17 protein-coding genes are annotated in these 20,219 nt (G+C 27.9%); 10 read left to right on the plus strand and 7 right to left on the minus strand.

All coding sequences use genetic code 11. The annotated features are described in order from the left end of the window. Window positions 1-3 precede the first annotated feature (3 nt). The 7 genes from JFY71_RS08085 to JFY71_RS08115 all read left to right on the plus strand — a co-directional run bounded on the left by JFY71_RS08085 (window position 4) and on the right by JFY71_RS08115 (window position 8,551). Entirely contained in the window at window positions 4-2,415 is a 2,412-nt protein-coding gene (locus JFY71_RS08085; RefSeq protein WP_243660302.1) for a homocysteine S-methyltransferase family protein, read from the plus strand. 155 nt (window positions 2,416-2,570) lie between these two features. Further along, window positions 2,571-3,914, plus strand: coding sequence for a branched-chain amino acid transport system II carrier protein (gene brnQ, locus JFY71_RS08090; protein WP_243660303.1), 1,344 nt, complete (start codon window positions 2,571-2,573; stop codon window positions 3,912-3,914). Window positions 3,915-4,070: 156 nt separating this feature from the next. Further along, window positions 4,071-4,625 carry a beta-class carbonic anhydrase gene (locus JFY71_RS08095; protein ID WP_243660304.1) on the plus strand — a complete coding sequence of 185 codons (555 nt, stop codon included), beginning with the start codon at window positions 4,071-4,073 and terminating at the stop codon, window positions 4,623-4,625. Between the two features lie 9 nt (window positions 4,626-4,634). Next, a complete protein-coding gene (locus JFY71_RS08100) occupies window positions 4,635-5,693 on the plus strand; it encodes a YdcF family protein (RefSeq protein WP_243660305.1) in 1,059 nt (352 codons plus the stop codon). A 146-nt stretch (window positions 5,694-5,839) separates the two neighbouring features. Next, a complete protein-coding gene (locus JFY71_RS08105; RefSeq protein WP_243660306.1) occupies window positions 5,840-6,529 on the plus strand; it encodes an ABC transporter ATP-binding protein in 690 nt (229 codons plus the stop codon). Between the two features lies 1 nt (window position 6,530). Next, window positions 6,531-8,093 carry a putative ABC exporter domain-containing protein gene (locus tag JFY71_RS08110; RefSeq protein ID WP_243660307.1) on the plus strand — a complete coding sequence of 521 codons (1,563 nt, stop codon included), beginning with the start codon at window positions 6,531-6,533 and terminating at the stop codon, window positions 8,091-8,093. A 29-nt stretch (window positions 8,094-8,122) separates the two neighbouring features. Next, on the plus strand, window positions 8,123-8,551 hold the full coding sequence (locus JFY71_RS08115; protein WP_243660308.1) for a GNAT family N-acetyltransferase: 429 nt from the start codon (window positions 8,123-8,125) through the stop codon (window positions 8,549-8,551). A 93-nt stretch (window positions 8,552-8,644) separates the two neighbouring features. Here JFY71_RS08115 and JFY71_RS08120 read toward each other — a convergent pair whose 3' ends face one another. Together JFY71_RS08120 and JFY71_RS08125 are read right to left on the minus strand one after the other, a co-directional pair. After that, window positions 8,645-10,438 (minus strand): ABC transporter ATP-binding protein, encoded by a 1,794-nt coding sequence (locus JFY71_RS08120; protein ID WP_243660309.1) that lies wholly within the window; start codon window positions 10,436-10,438, stop codon window positions 8,645-8,647. Beyond that, a complete protein-coding gene (locus tag JFY71_RS08125; protein WP_243660310.1) occupies window positions 10,431-12,164 on the minus strand; it encodes an ABC transporter ATP-binding protein in 1,734 nt (577 codons plus the stop codon). The genes JFY71_RS08120 and JFY71_RS08125 overlap by 8 nt, the downstream gene beginning before the upstream one ends. Before the next feature lie 381 nt (window positions 12,165-12,545). Between JFY71_RS08125 and JFY71_RS08130 the strand changes: the two genes are divergently transcribed. Both JFY71_RS08130 and JFY71_RS08135 read left to right on the plus strand, forming a co-directional pair. Then, entirely contained in the window at window positions 12,546-13,871 is a 1,326-nt protein-coding gene (locus tag JFY71_RS08130; protein WP_243660311.1) for a 6-phospho-alpha-glucosidase, read from the plus strand. A 21-nt stretch (window positions 13,872-13,892) separates the two neighbouring features. Further along, window positions 13,893-15,416 (plus strand): PTS transporter subunit EIIC, encoded by a 1,524-nt coding sequence (locus tag JFY71_RS08135; protein ID WP_243660312.1) that lies wholly within the window; start codon window positions 13,893-13,895, stop codon window positions 15,414-15,416. Window positions 15,417-15,438: 22 nt separating this feature from the next. On the opposite strand, the gene JFY71_RS08140 is transcribed toward JFY71_RS08135, so the two are convergent. The 4 genes from JFY71_RS08140 to JFY71_RS08155 all read right to left on the minus strand — a co-directional run bounded on the left by JFY71_RS08140 (window position 15,439) and on the right by JFY71_RS08155 (window position 18,110). After that, on the minus strand, window positions 15,439-16,182 hold the full coding sequence (locus tag JFY71_RS08140) for a MurR/RpiR family transcriptional regulator (protein WP_243660313.1): 744 nt from the start codon (window positions 16,180-16,182) through the stop codon (window positions 15,439-15,441). Continuing rightward, entirely contained in the window at window positions 16,179-16,949 is a 771-nt protein-coding gene (locus JFY71_RS08145) for a MurR/RpiR family transcriptional regulator (protein WP_243660314.1), read from the minus strand. Before JFY71_RS08145 ends, JFY71_RS08140 begins: the two co-directional genes overlap by 4 nt. 521 nt (window positions 16,950-17,470) lie before the next feature. Continuing rightward, complete coding sequence (locus JFY71_RS08150; RefSeq protein WP_243660315.1) at window positions 17,471-17,902, minus strand: hypothetical protein; 432 nt, start codon at window positions 17,900-17,902, stop codon at window positions 17,471-17,473. Window position 17,903: 1 nt separating this feature from the next. After that, window positions 17,904-18,110 (minus strand): helix-turn-helix transcriptional regulator, encoded by a 207-nt coding sequence (locus tag JFY71_RS08155; protein WP_243660316.1) that lies wholly within the window; start codon window positions 18,108-18,110, stop codon window positions 17,904-17,906. Window positions 18,111-18,401: 291 nt separating this feature from the next. Between JFY71_RS08155 and JFY71_RS08160 the strand changes: the two genes are divergently transcribed. Then, window positions 18,402-18,833, plus strand: coding sequence for a universal stress protein (locus JFY71_RS08160; protein WP_243660317.1), 432 nt, complete (start codon window positions 18,402-18,404; stop codon window positions 18,831-18,833). Between the two features lie 51 nt (window positions 18,834-18,884). On the opposite strand, the gene JFY71_RS08165 is transcribed toward JFY71_RS08160, so the two are convergent. Beyond that, a complete protein-coding gene (locus tag JFY71_RS08165; RefSeq protein WP_243660318.1) occupies window positions 18,885-20,123 on the minus strand; it encodes a Zn-dependent hydrolase in 1,239 nt (412 codons plus the stop codon). Window positions 20,124-20,219: the final 96 nt, after the last annotated feature.

A 20,219-nucleotide genomic window follows, 5' to 3' on the forward strand; every position in this document is an offset into this window, starting at 1 on the left:
TATATGAATATATTGGATAAAATGAAAAAAGGATTATTGTATTTTGACGGAGCACAAGGTTCAGTCTTACAGGAAATGGGCTTAAAACCGGGAGAATTACCGGAAGTATGGAATTTAACGAATCCAAGTAAAATTATTGAAATGCATAAGGGATATTTAGATGCTGGTTCAAATATAATTTTAACTAATACTTTTGGCGCTAATTCCTTTAAATTTACAGGAGAAAATAATAATTATTCTTTAGAAGAAATTATAAATGCAGCTGTAAAAAATGTAAGAAGGGCATTTGAATTAACAAAAAAGAGGGATGTTGAACATTATATTGCCCTTGATATTGGACCAACAGGAAAATTATTAAAACCTATGGGAGAATTGGATTTTGAAGAAGCAGTTAATGTCTTTAAAGAAATCGTAGACTTGGGAGTAAAGAATAATGTCGACTTAATAGTTATTGAAACCATGAATGATAGTTATGAAACCAAGGCAGCAGTTTTAGCAGCAAAAGAAAATTCCGATTTACCGGTTTTTGTTACAAATGTGTATGATGAAAATAAAACTTTAATGACAGGTGCAGATCCAATAGCCATGATTGCTTTATTGGAAGGTTTAAGAGTAGATGCTATTGGAATGAATTGTAGTCTTGGACCGGCTCAAATGGTGGATATTGTAAAAATATTCAATAAATATTCGTCCCTACCAATAATTGTAAATCCTAATGCAGGTCTACCTCGCAGTGAAAATGGAAAGACTGTTTATGATGTAGATGCTGAGGAGTTTTCCGATATTATGGTGGAGATAGTAAAAAATGGTGCTAGGATTATTGGTGGATGTTGTGGAACTACACCGGAATATATTAGAAGGATTATAGAAAAAACCAAGGATTTAAAACCTGTTGAAGTAGTTAAGAAAAACAATTCCTTTATTTCTTCCTATACCCATGGAGTGGAATTTGGTAGGAAGCCTGTATTAATAGGAGAAAGAATAAACCCTACAGGTAAAAAGAAGTTTAAAGAAGCCTTAAGAAACCATGATATTAATTATATTTTAAATGAAGCAGTAAAACAGGAAGAATTAGGTGTAGATGCCCTAGATGTAAATGTTGGCCTACCTGAAATTGATGAAGTTGAAATGATGGTAGACTCAATAAAAGAATTACAAGCAATAACGGATCTACCATTACAAATAGATACTTCAAACTATGAAGCCCTTGAAAAAGCCATGAGAATCTACAATGGAAAGCCTATGGTAAATTCGGTAAATGGTAAGAAAGAAAGTATGGATGCAATTTTTCCTCTTATAGCAAAATATGGTGGACTAGTTGTTGCCTTAACTTTAGATGAAAATGGCATTCCGAATACTGTAGAAGGTAGAATAAAAATAGTAGAAAAAATATATTCATATGCTAAAGAATTTGGAATAGATAAAAAAGATATAATAATAGACCCTCTAGCAATGACAATAAGTGCAGACACAAGTTCTGCTTTAGTAACACTTGGAACATTGGAAAAAGTAAAAAAAGAATTTAATGGAATTACAAGTTTAGGAGTTTCTAATATTTCCTTTGGACTTCCAAATAGAGATTTAATAAACGGTACATTTTTTGCCATGGCTTTGGAAAAAGGATTAGATGCTGCTATTATGAATCCTAATTCTGTGGAAATGATGAAAACCTACTATGCATTTAATGCTTTATCGGATTATGACCCACAATGTAAAAATTATATAGAATTTGCATCTAACTTGGAAATAGATAGTAAGCTTATTAATAAAAATGAAAAATCTAAAAATAAACAGGCTACAGTTGGCTTACAAGATGCAATTATAAAAGGCTTAAAAGAAGAAGCAAGTATAATTTCCAATAAACTATTAGAAGACAAAAAACCTTTGGAAATAATCAATGAAGAAATAGTTCCGGCCTTGGATATTGTAGGAGTTGGTTTTGAAAATAAAACCCTGTATTTGCCACAACTATTAATGAGTGCAGAGGCGGCAAAAGAAGCTTTTGAAAATATAAAGACATATTTAAAAAAAGTAGGACAAAAAGAAGAAAAGAAATATACTATTGTCCTAGCAACAGTTAAAGGGGATATTCACGACATAGGTAAAAATATAGTCAAAGTCTTATTAGAGAATTATGGTTTTAATATTATTGATTTAGGTAGGGATGTTTCGCCGGAAACAATAGTGGAAACTGTAGTAAAGAACAAGATAAAACTCGTTGGTCTTAGTGCTTTAATGACAACAACTGTTCCTGCAATGGAAGAAACCATAAAATTATTAAGAAAGGAAGCACCTTATTGTAAGGTTATGGTAGGAGGGGCAGTCTTAACTTCAGAATATGCAAAAATGATAAATGCAGATTTCTATGGAAAAGATGCAATGGAATCTGTAAGGTATGCAGAAAGCCTAATGTAAAATAAAAAATATTCACAGGAAAGAAAAGAAAAAATCTTTCCTGTTTTTTATTTTAATGATTAATTGATAATTAATATTTTTTAACTATATTAGAAATAAAAAATAAGTTTTTTAAAAAAATCAAGTGTAGTATACTTATATAGTTTGGAGGAGTTATGAAAAATAAAATTAAAGATTATATAACAATTGGATCTATGCTTTTTGGACTATTTTTCGGAGCAGGTAATTTAATTTTTCCTGTAAATCTAGGACAAAATGCAGGAGCAAATATGATTCAAACTATGATTGGTTTTTTAATTACAGCTGTAGGGCTTCCTCTATTAGGAACAATAGCAATGGGAATATCTGAAAATAGTAGCTTATTTGAAATGACTACAGGAATAAATAAGAAATTTGGATATTTCTTTACTATAGGATTATATTTAACAATAGGACCATTTTTTGCCTTACCTAGACTTGGAACGGTTTCTTTTGAAGTAGGCTTAAAATCATTTATTGGAGAAGATAAAGTAAAGGTATTTTTATTAATTTTTACATTAATTTTTTATACATTAGCATTTCTACTGTCGTTGAAACCTTCAAAAATAATGGTTTGGGTTGGGAAGGTATTAAATCCTATGTTTTTACTACTCTTGTCTTCATTAATAGTAGTATCTTTTGTAAATCCTATGGGTCATATTTCAAATGCCGAAATTCAAAGTAATTTTATTTCAGGAGCCTTTAGGGAAGGCTTTATTGGAGGCTATAATACAATGGATGTTTTAGCTTCATTAGCTTTTTCTATAATAGTAATAAATAGTATAAAGGGACTGGGAATAAAAGAGCCAAATGAAATAGCTAAATATACTTTAAAATCCGGCATAGTAACATTGGTACTAATGTCTGTAATATATGGTTCCTTGGTTTATATGGGGGCTTCAAGTTTAGGGAAGATTGCCTTATCTGAAAACGGAGGAATAGCCTTAAATCAAATTTCTAAATATTATTTTGGATTTTTTGGAGAAATTCTACTTGCCATTATAGTTGTTGTTGCTTGTTTAAAAACAGCTGTTGGATTAATAACAGCCTGTTCAGAGATGTTTCATAAAATTTATCCTAAAATTAGTTATTTTAAATTTATTTGTATAGTTACATTAATAAGTTTTGTAGTGTCCAATGTAGGATTAAATTCAATAATTAAATTATCTCTACCGGTATTAAATTTCCTATATCCAATAGCAATAGTTTTAATAGCCTTGATTTTTTTATCACCAATATTTAAAAACAATAAAAAGGTATATATAATTACTATAATATTTACAGCTTTTGCCAGTTTATTTGATGCCTTAAATACAGTAGCTAAATCTATTGGAGATAATTACATTCTCAATAAGATTTTAAAAATAGTGTCTAATATTTTGCCATTTTTTGAAGATGGATTTGGCTGGGTAATTCCATCAATATTAGGGCTAATTGTTGGAATGTTTTATTTTAAGGTTAAAGGGGTTAAAAACAAATAGGATTCAACTATAGAATATTTCCTATAAATTTTTCTATAGTTGATTTTTTTATATTGTTAATAATGGTATTAAAATTAATTTTATGAAAACTTTTTCTTTACCTTAAAGTATAATTCATGATATTATTGTGATATTAATTTAGAATAGGGGTATATTGTGATAGAAGAAATATTAGAATATAATAAAAATTTTGTAAAAGAGAAAAAATATAAAAATTATGAGACAGATAAATTTCCCAATAAAAAACTAGCAGTTGTAACTTGTATGGATACAAGATTAGTTGAACTTTTACCGGCCGCACTAGGTTTTAAAAATGGTGATATTAAGCTTATTAAAAATGCAGGTGGAATAATAACCAATAAATTTGGTTCTGCTGTAAGAAGTTTATTAATTGGGGTTTATGAATTAAATGTTCAAAATATAATGATTATTGGACATAAGGAGTGTGGAGCAAAACAAGTTAATGGTTTAGAAATTGAAAGAAAAATGATTATTCGGGGAATAAAAAAAGAAGAAATAGAAACCATGAAATATTGTGGCATAGATGTGGAAAATTGGTTGGGAGGTTTTGACTCAACTTCAAAAGCCATAGAGGACACAGTTATGCTTTTAAGAAATCATCCCTTAATGCCTAATGATGTGAAAATCGGAGGTTATTTAATGGACCCATGGACAGGAGAACTTGAAGTAATTGTAGATGCAGATTTTTAAGGAGTTATAATGAATGACAAAACACTACTATTTACTATAGTAGTATTAACATTTTTAGTATTTTTTTTATTGCTTATTTCATTTAAAACCGATAAAACCAGACTTTTAAATGGTGTTTTACTAAATATCCTATTACTTTTGATGTTTGTTTCCATTTTAATGGCTGGACAAATGTATGATGGAATACTAATTCGGTTATTGTTTTTTATTGCAGTTTTGATTTTCTTAATAGTATGGGGTTTTGGTTTATATATTATTTTAGTTGGTTGTTTTATAAATGCAATAGTTGTATTTAAAAGGGAAAGACGAAGTATCGCTAATATGCTAACCCTTTTTATAGGAATTATACTTTTTCTTTTTATTGTATTAGGTAATATTAATTTTGAAAAAATTCCAAGTATATTGAAATATATTTTAATTTACTTAGAAATATTACTGGTATATTTTATGTTGTCCTTCTATAATTATTTTGTATCTTCTTTATTATATGGAATCTATAAACCTAAATATGATAAAGATTATATAATAGTATTGGGAAGTGGACTAATTGATGGTAATAAAGTTTCTAAATTACTTGGAAGCAGAATAGATAGGGCTATTTTATTTTATAAAAAACAAAAAGCAAACAATAAGAATTCAAAATTGATTTTTTCCGGTGGACAAGGAGCCGATGAAACCATTCCAGAAGCCTTAGCTATGAAAAAATATGCTATTGAAAAAGGAATAGAAGAGGATGATATTTTATTAGAGGATAAGTCTAAAAGTACTTTGGAAAATTTTAAATTTTCAAAAAAGATAATAGAATCCATTTCAGGAAGTAACTATAAAGCAATATTTTCCACAAGTAATTACCATGTATTTAGAGCAGCAATATATGCTAAACAGGTTAATTTAAATATAAGTGGAATAGGTGCCAAAACCGCAATTTATTATTTACCAAATGCAATGATAAGGGAGTACATTGCAATAGTATTTATGAAGAAAAAATCCTATATTTTAAAAGTTGCATTAATAAGCTTAATATTTTTACTATATGTAGTTATTAATATAATTGTTACGAAGATTTAGGCAAGAATATTTTTTAAGAAAAGTTAATAATAATCTAATAAAAAACCTTTCAAGAAACATATTGAAGGGTTTTTTTGTTATTTGTTAGGATATTGTAATAATACTAGCTATAAATATGGTAATATTTAGTTTAAGAAGGTGATAATATGATTAGTTTAGAAAGAGTTACTAAAAGTTATGGTAACTTTAAAGCAGTTGATAATGTAACATTAGAAGCTTTACCGGGAAAAATTACTGTTTTATTAGGTCCAAATGGTGCAGGAAAGTCAACGATTATCAAATCAATAGCAAATCTATTGGATTTTGATGGAAAAATTGAAATTTGTGGATTTGATAATAAGACTATAGAAGCTAAAAAAAGCTTTGGCTATATACCGGAAGTTCCTGTTTTATTTGATTTATTAACAATTGAAGAACATATAGACTTTATAGGTAGTGCATATAAATTACATAATTATAAAGAAATTGCCGATAAATATATTAAATTATTTAATTTAGAAGATAAAAGAAAATCTTTAGCAAAGGAATTAAGTAAGGGAATGAAGCAAAAATTAAGTATGGTTTTAGCTTTAATAATAGAGCCAAAAGCCTTACTTGTAGATGAACCTATGATTGGATTAGACCCAGCAAGTATTGAAGATACCTTTAAAATATTTCATCAATTAAGGGAAGATGGCTGTGCTATTTTTATGAGTACCCATATTATAGATATGTTACATGAATGGGATGAGGCATATATTTTAAACCACGGAAAAGTTGTGAAATATATTAAAAGGGAAGAATTAGGAGATAGCACCCTAAAGGAAATTTTCTTTGAATATACAGGTGAGGAATAATATGACAGCATTACAAAAATTATGGTTTTATAAACAAAAAGGGATAATTAGAAATTTATTTAGGAAACCTTCCAGTGCTATAATAACGGTTTTAATAGTTGTATTCTATGGTTTTATTATTGTAGGTGCCTTATTGAGTAAGGACCAAATAGCAGTTTATACAGCTACCTTAGGTGTACAAAAATCAATTATGATAATTATAGGCTTTACTGCCTTTATGATGGTAACTATGTTGTTTTCATCAAGAAAAGCCTTGTTTTATGAGCAGGAAGCTTTTTATTTATTTTCAGGCCCATTTACAAAAAAGCAACAAATGAAATATTTATTAGCACAAACAATTTTACAAAGCATATTGTTTTCATGTGTATCATTATTTTTAGGTATAGTTTCATTTTCAGAAGTAAGTTTTGCTCCTTTAATGATACTACTAACATTTTTAGTTACTTTAGGAATATACTTTTTCTTCTTAATACTAACTGACTATTTATATGTTTTGGAAATCTGTTATAAAAAATTTAAGAATATATCAAAAATAGTTGGAACCCTAGTCGTATTAATGGTGGCCACAGTTATAGGACTATATATTATAAAAAGTGGATTAAATATTAAAGAGGGCTTTTACTCTTTTATAACAGGTGAAATATTTTATTTTGTGCCAATTCTAGGGCTGGCTAAGCTAGCCATGGTTTCCTTTGTTGAACAAGAATATATTCTTACAGTAATAGGGGTTTTATTGGTATTTGTTCCTGCAATAATCATATATTTACTTTTTATTAACTTTAAAGGTAATTTTTATGAGCAAGCTTTAGAAGATGCAATAAAAATAAGTGAATATACCAGAAAATCTAAAAGGGGAGATACTACAGTTACTGCAAAAGTTAAACATAAGGAAATTGGCAAGTCAAAATTCTTAAATGGTGCTTGGGCAATATTGTCAAAATCTGTAGTAGAGTTGAAAAAGACGGGACAATTTATTTCTATTTCAGATATTACAATAGTTGGAATATATATTGTATTTGGTATAATAAGTAAATCCTTTGAGGCATTTACCAGTATGCTTATAATATATTTATTTGTGTCACCACAAAATACCGGAATAAAGAAGGAAATGGAAAACTACTTTATTTATCTAATACCGGATTCACCACTTAAAAAATTAATAGCTATAATTTTACCACCAATTTTAAGAACTTCCTTAATAACCGTTTTGGCCGTTGTAATATCGGGATTATTGTTGAAGGTGGCACCTGCTTTAATTATTTACAATAGTATTATGTTTGTAGGCTATTCTGTTTTAGTAACATCAGGAATGGTACTATCTTTAAAAATATTAAAAAGCAGATCAAATCAAGTGTTAGAAAATTTACTTAGAGGGTTAATAATATTAGTTTGTTTTATACCTTCAATAATAGTAATTATCTTTTTAAGTATTGCAGGAATGGATATTGTAAATTTAATGAATATAGCAAATTATATTCCAGTAATTATGAATTTTATAATATCGATTTTAATAATACTTGTTTGTAAAAATATGTTAAATGGGAAAGAGTTAATAAGCGATTAAAGAATTTACAATTATTAGAGGATAGAATATTGAAACACTTAGCTATTGATTTAAAAGGTAACTTAGAAGATAAAGAATATATCCATGGAAAAATAATAGAATATAATAAAAAATACTTATCCAGTGCAGATATGGAATTTATTAGCGAGGATTTTTGCTTCACAATTAAAGATGAAAAGGGAGAAATATTTGGTGGAGTTTCAGGGAGATCTAAAAGACAAATTCTTTTCATTGATTTTTTATGGATTAATGAGAATATAAGAAAAAGGGGTTTTGGTATAAAATTAATAGAAGAAGTTGAAAACTTTGCCACTAAAAGAAAATGTAAAATGATTATGGTAGATACTTTTAGCTTTCAAGCTCCTGATTTTTATAAAAATTTAGGCTATGAAATCTATGGAGAATTGGAAGATTTCCCTGAAGGTTTTAATCATTATTTTCTCTATAAAAAGATATAATTTAAAAAGTTTTATAAATAACTATAATAAAAAACAAAACCAGTTTTCCTATAAGTAGGTAGTTGGTTTTGTTTTTTATTTTAATGAATATAATTAATTGTCTTCTACATGACCATTAGCAAACTGACTTTCATAAAGATCCTTGTAGATTCCATCTTTTTCCAATAGTTCTTTATGGGTACCTTGTTCAACAATAGAACCATTACTCATTACTAAAATTAAATCTGCATCTCTAATAGTTGAAAGTCTATGGGCAATTACAAAGGAAGTTCTTCCTTCCATGGCATTTACCATTGCCTTTTGAATTAATACTTCAAGTCTAGTATCAACAGAGCTGGTAGCCTCATCTAAGATTAAAATCTTAGGATTTTTAACTATGGCTCTGGCAATGGTTATTAATTGTTTTTGACCTTGCGAAATATTAGATGACTCTTCATTTAATATTGTATTAAAACCATGGGGTAATGTATTTATATAATGGTAGACATTAGCTACTTTAGCAGCTTCTACTACTTCATCATCTGTTGCGTCCAATTTACCAAACCTTATATTATTGGCTATTGTGTCATAGTAGAGCCATGGATCTTGAAGGACTAAACCAAACATAGAACGAAATTGTTCCTTTGTAAACTTGTTCATATTGACTCCGTCAATTGTTATAGAACCGCCATCTAAATCATAAAAACGCATTAGTAAATTTATTAATGTAGTTTTTCCTGCACCTGTTGAACCGACAATAGCAATTGTATCTCCACTTTTAACATTTATATTAATGTCTTTCATAAGTAGTTTATCCTTACTATAGCCAAAGGACAGATGTTCAAAATCAATATCTCCTTTAACGGAACTAGTATCAATAGGAAGCGGTAAATTTTCTTGAACTTCATTTTCTTCATCTAAAAATTCAAAAACTCTATTTAAAGATGCTATAGCAGCTTGGAAGGTATTGGATAATTGAGTTATGTCTTGAATTGGACTTCCTGCTTGCCAAATATATTGTACGAAGGATTGAAGTCCTCCAACATCAATACTGGAAGCTAATACAAAACCACCAATTGCTAAAGGTTCACCTAAAATAGTTATAGCCATTACTACAAATAAACCAATATAGGCAATATGAATTATATGACTTAGTAATGGATTAGTGACACTTGCCATAAGATTTGATTTAAATCCTACAAGGTCTATTTTCTTATTTATTTTTTTAAAGCCTTTTATAACTTCTTGCTCTTGACCAAATAACTGTATTACTTCGTAAGCTGCAAGATGTTCAGTAGTATAGGCATTTAAATCTCCTAAAGAATTTTGTAATTCTGTAAATAAGGGTTGACTTTTCCTATATATAATTTTGTATATTCCTATACAAATAGGAAATATTGCAACTGCAATAATTGCAAAGAGCGGTGAACGAATAAACATAAAAACTACACTGAACAAGAGGATTAAAATAGAACTAAAAATACGTAAAAGTCCTTGCTGTAAAGCATTACCTATTGCATCAACATCTGTAGTAATTCTATTTAAAAGATCCCCTTGTTTATGGCTATCAAAATAGGAAACAGGTAGTAGATTTATCTTTTGATTAATTTCTTTTCTCATGTCCTTCATACTACTTTGCACAACATCAGATAGTAAATAATTTGATAAAAAATCGCCAAGAGCATCTAAAGCGCTAGTAATAGTTAGGGCTATAATTATATAGAATATATATTTAAAATTAATTTCATTCCCGGAGGTAACATCCTTAGCCAGTTGAGATATAGCCAGTCCTATAATAAAAGGTTGACTTGTCCTTGTAAAAGTATATAAAATATTAAAAAATACAGAACTAGCAAATTTAAATCTATAGGGTTTTAAATATACAAAAAGTCTTTTCATACTATTCATATGCTAATTCCTCCTTTGAAAGCTGAGATTCAGCAATTTCTCTATAAATAGGGTTATTTTTCAATAATTCCTTATGAGTACCGTGACCAACTATTTTTCCATTGTTAACAACAAAAATTCTGTCTGCTTCCATAATAGTTGCAACTCTTTGTGCAACAATTAAAAAAGTTGAATCCTTTATTTCTTCCTTTAATCTATTTCTTAAAACTGAATCCGTTTTATAGTCCAAGGCAGAAAAACTATCATCAAAAATATAAATGGGAACATCTCGAGTTAAAGCCCTAGCAATACATAATCTTTGCTTTTGACCACCGGATAAATTTGTTCCACCTTCAGAAAGCTGTGCATAGATTCCGTCTTTTTTACTATTAACAAAATCTTTTGCTTGAGCAATGTCAATAGCACGATTTAGTTCTTCATCTGAAGCATTTCTATTACCAAAAAGTAAATTATTTTTTATTGTACCTGAAAACAGTATAGCTTTTTGTGGAACAAAACTAATTTTACTTCTTAAATAGTCTAAATCGTAGTCCCTTATATCTTTTCCATCAACTAGAATACTTCCCTTAGTAACATCAAATATTCTAGGTATTAAACGAACTAAAGTTGATTTACCACTTCCTGTACTACCAATAAAGGCTACAGTTTCACCAGGCTCAATAGACAAATTAATATCTTCTAGGACATTTTCTTTAGAACTATCAGCATAGGCAAAGCTTACATTTTTAAATTCAATATGTCCCTTTATAGGAGTCTCTACATTAATCTCTTTAGAGGTGATATTTGTTTGAGTATTTAAGACTTCGTTAATTCTATTTACAGCAACAGAAAATCTAGGGTACATAATAAGAACGTTGGCTAACATTAAAAAAGAAAATAGTGCATGAAATACATACTCAATAAAAGCTGCAAGAGCACCATAATCCAAAGTTCCTTGATTTACATAATTTGAACCTAAATAAACTACAGTTATCATAATAATTGAGAATATAACAGTAAATAAAGGTGGAATTAAAGCCATTAATTGGAATAGTTTTTTAGAAAAACCTCCATACTCTTCATTAATTTTTCCAAATCTTTTAGATTGAAAATCCTGTCTGTTAAAAGCACGTATAACCCTTAAACCTGTAAGGGATTCTCTCATATTTAAATTTATATTATCCAGTTTTTTCTGTTGTTTTATAGAGATTGGTCTTGTAATTTTATTAATTAAAAATACTCCAACTAAAAGAATAGGCACAATAGCCAAAGTAACAATTGCTATAGTTGGACTTTTTCTATAAATCATAATAAAACTTGAAATAATCATCATTGGCGCAATAAATCCAAGTCTTATTATGACAATAAGAAATTGCATAATTATAAAACAATCATTTACAATATTTGTTAATAGACGGGAAATATTAAAATCTTCATATTTTTCCCTTGAAAATGTTTGAATATGACTAAATAATTCATTTCTAATATCCCTTACTATTTTAGAAGTCATTCTATTAGAAGAATAAGCTAAAATTAATAATAAAATCAATCCAATAAAAGCAAAACCATACATTTTAATCGCAAGTAATAATATGTATTGAGTATTACCGTTTTTAAAATTATTGCTTATTCCATCAGCAAATAAAGTAGGTATTCCAATTTCTGTAAAAATAAATCCAAAAGAACAAATAAAGCAGAGAATTAAAAACGCCTTATATTTTTTTAAATAACTAAAAACTAATTTCATAATACCTCCTAATCCATTTATTTTATCTATAAAAAATATAAAACTAGAGGCATAATAAAGCCTCTAGTTTAAATATTTTCCGCAGCTATTTTTATTTAAAGAAACTAGTAAACAAATAGCTTGATGGAGAATAAGATATCAAAAATAAGTTTAAAAGTCAAAATATTTAGCGATATTCAAATTGATAAATCTGTATATACAAACATTAATAATAATAAACATACAACTAATATAATAAAGGAAAAAATTACAAAAAAAGTAACATATTTCATATATTGTAACAAATGTTTAAATTACAACATCTATTGCATTAAGAGTAATGGTTTAATAAAATAGATATTAAGTTAATGATCATTGGCAATAAAAATAAGGAGAAAAACAATGAAAAAATATAATATTTGTATAGTTGGTGGAGGAAGTACTTTTACACCAGGTTTCTTAAAATCTTTCGTTAGAATGCAAAAAGAATTTCCTTTGAATAAGTTGGTGTTATTTGACATAGATGAAGAAAGACAAGAAATTATTGGAAAATTTGGTGAAATTTTATTTAGAGAACAGTTTCCCGAATTAAATTTTTCCTATACAACGGATATAAAAGAAGCCTATGAAGGTATGGATTTTGTTTTTATGCAAATGAGATCCGGTGGATTACCAATGAGAGCAAAAGATGAGCACATTCCATTAGCTATGGGGTTAATAGGACAAGAAACATGTGGAGCAGGTGGAATGGCTTATGGCTTACGTTCTTGTGTAGATATGATAAAGGCAGTAAAGGACATAAGAAATTATGCCCCAGAAGCTTGGATACTAAATTATTCTAACCCAGCAGCAATAGTTGCTGAAGCTCTTAGAAGAGAATTTCCTGAGGATAAAAAAATATTAAATATTTGTGATCAGCCAGAAAATGTAGTACGTTCATGTAGTCGTTTATTGGGTTGTGATTGGAAAGATTTAGATCCTGTATATTTTGGACTTAATCATTATGGCTGGTTTACAAATATATATGATAGAAAAACAGGAAAAGATTTATTACCTAAAATTAGAAAGATGATAAAAGAAAATGGATTCTTACCTCAAGATGCAGAACAAAGAGATCCTTCTTGGTTAGATACATATGGAATGGTTGAAACAATTATGAATGATTTTCCAGAGTTTTTACCAAATACATATGATCAGTATTATCTATATCCTGATTATAAAGTTAAACAATTAGATCCGAACTTTACTAGAGCTGATGAAGTTATGCAAAGCAGGGAAAAAAGGGTGTTTTCTGAATGCAGAGAAGTAATTAAAGAAGATAAATTAGGTGATAAATTTGAAAATATTAGTGATGCTCATGCTGAGATGATGATAAATGTAGCCACTGCAATAGCGTATAATAAAAATAATAGACATATTTTAATTGTTGAAAATAATGGAATAATTGAAAACATGCAAAATGATGCAATGGTAGAGGTTGTGTGTGAATTAGGAGCTAATGGTCCTAGACCTTTGTCAATAGGTAAGATTCCACAATTTTATTTAGGCTTACTTGTTAATCAAGTATCAAGTGAAAAATTATTAGTAGATGCCTATTTTGACAATTCTTATCAAAAAGCATTAGAAGCTTTTACTATTAATAGATTAATAAATGATGCAAAGAAAGCAAGAGAGGTTTTAGATGCATTAATAGAAGCCAATGAAGGTATGTGGCCTGAATTAAAATAGATTAATTTAAAGGAGATTAATATGAAAAAACATAAAATAATGGACTTTCTATCTGCACTTGGAAGAAGTCTTATGATGCCAATAGCAGCTTTGGCTGCTAGTGGTGTAATATTAGGAATAACTGGAGCGCTTTTAAAAACCCAAGTATTAGAAACTATTCCTTTACTGAAACAGCCTGTTATTTTTTACATTTTGAATACTTTAAAAACTATATCAGGAATAGTATTCACTTTAATACCTGTCTTATTTGCAATATCTATTTCATTTGGTCTTGCAAAAGAAGATAAAGAGATAGCAGCTTTTGCTGGCTTTATAGGATATTATACATTTTTAGTTAGCGCAAGTTGTGTATTACAATCAAATGTAATTAATTTTGATTCTCTTAATATATCAACAATATTGGGAGTTGAAACAATTGATATGGGAGCCGTTGCTGGTATTATAACTGGTGTAACCGTAGCAGCTTTACATAATAAGTATCATAAAATAGAATTTCCAGTTGGAATAGCATTTTATGGAGGAAAACGATTTGTTTCCATTGTAGTAATATTGGCTATGACACTTATAGGACAGATAGCTCCATTTATTTGGCAACCAATATCATATGGAATAACATTTTTAGGAAAAGCCATAAGTAATTCAGGTGCTTTTGGGGTATTTACATTTGGATTTTTAGAAAGACTATTAATACCAACAGGGTTACATCATGTTTTAAATGGTATATTTAGGACTACAGCTGTTGGAGGAGTATATGAAGGAATAGAAGGGTGTTTGAATATATTTTTACAATTTTTTGATAAAGTGGATATTAGTGAAATGACTCAGTTTACTAGGTTCTTAGGACAAGGTAAGATGCCTTTTATGATGTTTGGTTTACCTGCAGCTGCTTTTGCAATATACAGAACTACTCCGAAAGAAAAAAGTGAAAAAGTAAAAGCTTTAATGATTGCAGGAGTTGCAGCTAGTATTATTTCAGGAATAACAGAACCTCTTGAATTTGCATTTATGTTTATTGCTCCAGCAATATTTGTTTTTCATGCGGTTATGGGTGGAATATCTTTTATGCTAATGTCTATTTTAGGAGTAACTGTAGGAAATACAGGAGGAGGTATAATTGATTTTATTATTTGGGGTGTTTTACAGCCAGGTTCAAAATGGTATTGGATAATAATTGTAGGAGTGCTTTATGCTATAATTTATTATTTTGTATTTAGATGGTATTTTACTAAAAAGAACTTATCAATAGATGTTGCTGATAATGAAAATGAATTACAAGAAGTAAGTATGGATAGCAAGGTTGATTTTAGTCTTGGAGCAGAAGTAATAAAGGGATTAGGAGGAAAAGAAAATATAACTAGTATAAATAATTGTATTTCTAGATTAAGAGTTGATATTATTAACATGGATAAGTTAGATGAAGATATACTTAAGAGAACAGGTAGTATGGGAATTGTAAGACCATCAGATACACATATACATGTTATATATGGTCCTAAAGTTGAAAAAATTGCAAATGCCGTAAAAGAAGTTTTAAAGAATGGTTAATTATCTTATAAAAAGCTTTTGTCTATTTTGACAAAAGCTTTTTATAAGATAATTCTATAATTATTTGAACAATTGTAATTATACCAATTCTAGAATTAACATCGATATTTTTATAAGATATATTTTTATCATTGCTAAATATTGCAATATTAGCATAAGGGATAAGATTACTATGATGATTTCTTGTAATTAATATAATTTTAGATTTATTATTTATAGAAGTTTTAACAATATCTTCATAGATTGAATTATTTAAATTGGCAGATATTATTAAAATTGTAGATTTTTCATCAAGTGACGAACTTATACTTTTCATAAGAATTGGTTTATTAATAAATACACATCTGCGATCTAAAGAATTTAATACTGTATATAGGTACTTTGCAGGAATTTCACTTAGACTATGTCCAAAAATATATAATGGGTCATTATTGCTAATTAAATCAACAGCAGATAATATTTTATCAAGCTCAATATTTTTAACAAAATTATTATACATATAGATATTATGAGACATAAAATCATTAAAAATATTGGTGTTAGTAGTACTTTCATTTTTTAAAATATATTTTAATTCACTAAAACCATCAAGTTTTATTTTTTTACAAAAACGAACTATTGTAGATTTAGAAGTAAATAGTATATTTGATAAATCTTCTATATTCATATTAGAAACAAGATTTATATTATTATTTATGAAATTTAAAATTTCAAAATCAATATCCGAGAAATTTGATGTATCTATATCTGATAAAAAAGATTTCAAAAAAATTCACCTCTGTTATTTAAATAATATGAAAAAATAATATGTACAATAAAAAACATAGGTAGTCGTGTACTAAACTCTGCGTCATCATTTTTTCGTGTATTTCCAAAAAATCTAAAGTTAATATCTGCAGTATCTGCTATTTGATTTTTTATAGAAGGTGTAATAGCGATTATAGTAGCATTATTTAAATTAGCAATGTTTACTATCTTTATCATGGGTGCAAATTTACCGCTTGAACTAATAGCTATTAGAATATCATCTTTTGTTAATGTTTTAGACATTTTTAAGCCTAAATAATTCGTTTCATAACGATAAACTTTCTGTCTTCCAACTGAAAGTAATAAATATTCTATATAATCTAATACCTGACCAGAAAGACCTGAACCATATAGGTGAATACTTTTTGTACTATTAATCTCACAGATGGTTTGTTTTATATCATTTTCTTTTATTAATAGTGCAGTATTCTCTATGTCTTTAGAAAGGTTTTTAATAATAGTTTCAGGTTGAATATATGAATCTAAATTATCATACTTAAAAGTTTTTTGTCTTTTTAATACATATTTTAATTCAGAGAAACCACTTAGATTTAATTTTTTACAAAAACGAATAATAGTAGCTGTTGAAGTATTCATTTTTATGGAAAAATCTTTAATACTCATTTGAGCTACTATTTCTGAATTATTGTAAATAAAATTTAATATATCAGCTTCCTTTTTTGTTAAATTTTTTAAAATTTGATTGTCTAAAAATTCAGAAATCATATGGTAACCTCTTTTTTCTTATGATAATGTTTATTATATTATATATTTTTATATAAACCTAATTATGTTTTCTGTTATAAATATAATAGTAGGAATTATTAATATGATTATTATTGGTTTTAGCACTTGCTTTATGTTTAATAAACCATATTTATATTTAATAACTGTATAAACTAAACTTAAAATTATAAAGTCTAGGAAAACAGATTCAATATGGGTGAGGGAATTTCCACTAAGTTCAAAAACAGTATGTTTCCCAGCTGAAATTATTGGTTCAAATTGACTATAGGGAATAGTAAGTCCAATAATAGATTGAATTAAATGCAAGCCTATAATTATTAATGCTGTAACAATTAAACTATCAAAAACTACCTTTCTTTCAAGTTCATCATATTCTTTTTTTGAAACTCTATAGAGAGCCTTAATAATGTTGGCAATCGCATAAATAGAATAAAATGCTAAAAATATAAATATAATATTTAAAAAATAAATTTCATATAAACCTCCTAAAGTTTAATTGATTATAATGAAGGAGGAAAAGAGGCTATTGTTAAAATTATTGTTACTGTCAATATAATTAGAATAGGGTCCCAAAATTGTCTTTTAGCAATAAGACCATATTTAAATCTCTTAATATTATAAATAAATCCAATTAATATACAATCAAAAAAAAGTGAATGTATATTGATGTTGTTATTAATAGCTGAATCTGTTATAGGTGTAATAATTGGTCTATATTTTACAGAATAAAAGCTAAAAATTAATTGAATAAAATGTAAAATAACAATAAGTATCATACTAATTGCTAGACTGTCCTTAATGGTTTTTATTTCTAATTCATCATAACTTTTTTTATAGGTTTTAAAAATGGTTTTAATAATAACTCCTATGCCATAAAGTGAATAGATACAAAGAAACCAAAAAGCTACTAAAACAAATATAATAAATATCATATTAATCCTCCTCAACTAATTCAAATATTTCTTCCACCGGTAAATTAAAATATTTGGCTATTTTTAATGTTAATTCTAAACTAGGGTTGTATTTCATATTTTCAATAGCCGTCATTGTTTGCCTGGAAACACCTAATGCAGCAGCCATATCCAATTGAACTATTCCACGTTTTTCTCTAATTTCCTTTATTTTGTTGTTTACTTTCATAATTACACTCCATATGTAAAGATATCTTTACATATAGTATACTAATTTAATTTTGAAATGTAAAGACTTCTTTACATATTTTTAAAATAATGTTTTTTATTTTGTATTAAATTAGTATAAAATATTTGAGTTTTCAGAGTTCATAAGAAAAAAACAGAAGTAAATATTGGGGAAAATATTTATTAATTATATGGAAATATGAATAAATAGCAGTTTGTAGATGTTTTTGTAAATAAATGGGTACATAATTAATGAAGGAAAATTATATTAATTTTTAAAGGAGTTGAGCTTATGTATAAAAGAATTTTAGTTCCAATTGATGGTTCAGAACATTCATTAAGGGCATTAGAGGTTGCAAAAGAAATAGGGGAAAAATTTGAATCTGAAATATATATTTATTCTGTTGTACAGGAAATTAGTGCAATAGATCCTATTACAACTTCTTATATGATTACTAATCGAGTTCCACAAGGTGCAGTTGATGTTACAAAAAAAATTTTAGAAGATGCAAAGACAAAAATCGAAAACTATAAAAATGAAGTACATACAGATTATGAAATAGGAAGACCACCAGAGCTGATTTTAAGATATGCTGACAATAAGAATGTAGATTTAATTGTAATGTCCAATAGGGGATTAGGAGCTTTTTCTAGAACTTTTTTAGGAAGTGTTTCAAATAAGGTTTTAAATTCTACAGATAAATCAGTATTGTTAGTTAAATAGGAAAAAGAGATTGTGTTAAATTTTAGCACAGTCTCTTTTTTTATTTAGAAATTATTTTTTTATAGTCTTGTCTACTAGACGAAGAAAGGCTCTTATTGCTGTTTCTAACTTATCATCTGGTGTATTTTCTTCTTTTGTATGGGAAAGTCCTTTTTCGGACATAGCAAACATCATTACTGTTGGAATTATTTTAGCTACTTCTATTGCATCATGTAGTGGTCCGGAAGACATAGTTGTGGCTTCTCCTGTTTCTTCTTTGACAGACTCCTTACATAATTCAATTAACTCTTCATCAAATATTTTTGGTGCAATGGAATGAATATTTCTCCAATGGGATTTTACATTATTTTTCTTGGAAATTTTTTCTACAATATCTTTTGCTTCTTCAAAAATGATTTTCAAATTATTTTTATCTATTGTCCTTTGGTCTAGTGAAATAGTACATTTTCCGGGAACAATTGTTGTAACATGAGGTTCTACTGTAACTTCTCCAACAGTACAAACAGCATTGTATTTTAAAGCTATTTTTCTAAATTCCAATGCTGATTCAGCTGCAGCTAAAAAGGCATCTTGTCTTAATTCTGTAGGGAAGGAACCGGCATGGGATTTTTGTCCTATAAAGTCAATATAGTGTCTTTCAACGCCGGCTATTCCATAAACACAGGCTACATCTTTATTAGAATTTTCTAAAATTGGTCCTTGCTCAATATGAAGTTCCAGATAGACTTTTATATTTTTTTCTTTAAGCTCATTATAGGCATTAAGCATATTTTCCGGTTCAACCTTGTATTTTCTTAATGCATCGGAATATTTTATTCCGTTAATATCTACAAGGTCTTTTATTTTATCTACATCTAAACTACCGTTTGCTGCAGCTGAACCTAAACAGCTACGGCCATATCTTGCACCTTCTTCATCGGCCCAGTCTACGATATAAATGGTCTTTTTAGGTTTTCTTTTGTCTTCTGTATAACGTCTTATGATTTCAATGCCAACAACAACACCTAAAGCGCCATCTAGCCAGCCACCGTTAGGAACAGAGTCTATATGACTTCCTATAGCAATTGAGTCGGAAGATTCCCCTTGTATTTTCGCCCAAACATTACCGGCAGAATCCCTAGTTACTTCTGCACCATATTGTTCAACTTTTTCTTTAAACCAGTTTCTAGCTTTTTGCCAGGTTGGTGTCCAAGCAACACGTTGTGCTCCATTTTCTGTAGATGTTAAATTTCTTAATTCCTTTAAATCGGAAACAACTCTTTTAGCACTTTCTTTTAAATTATGGGTCATTTAAGCCTCCTAAGTATTTTGTGTTTTTATAAAATGATTATATACTAAATTAAAAGAACAATTCAAAAATATAATTTAATAAATTTATCATTTACT

Origin of the sequence: Miniphocaeibacter halophilus, from assembly GCF_016458825.1 — a bacterium.
GTDB lineage: Bacteria > Bacillota > Clostridia > Tissierellales > Peptoniphilaceae > Miniphocaeibacter > Miniphocaeibacter halophilus.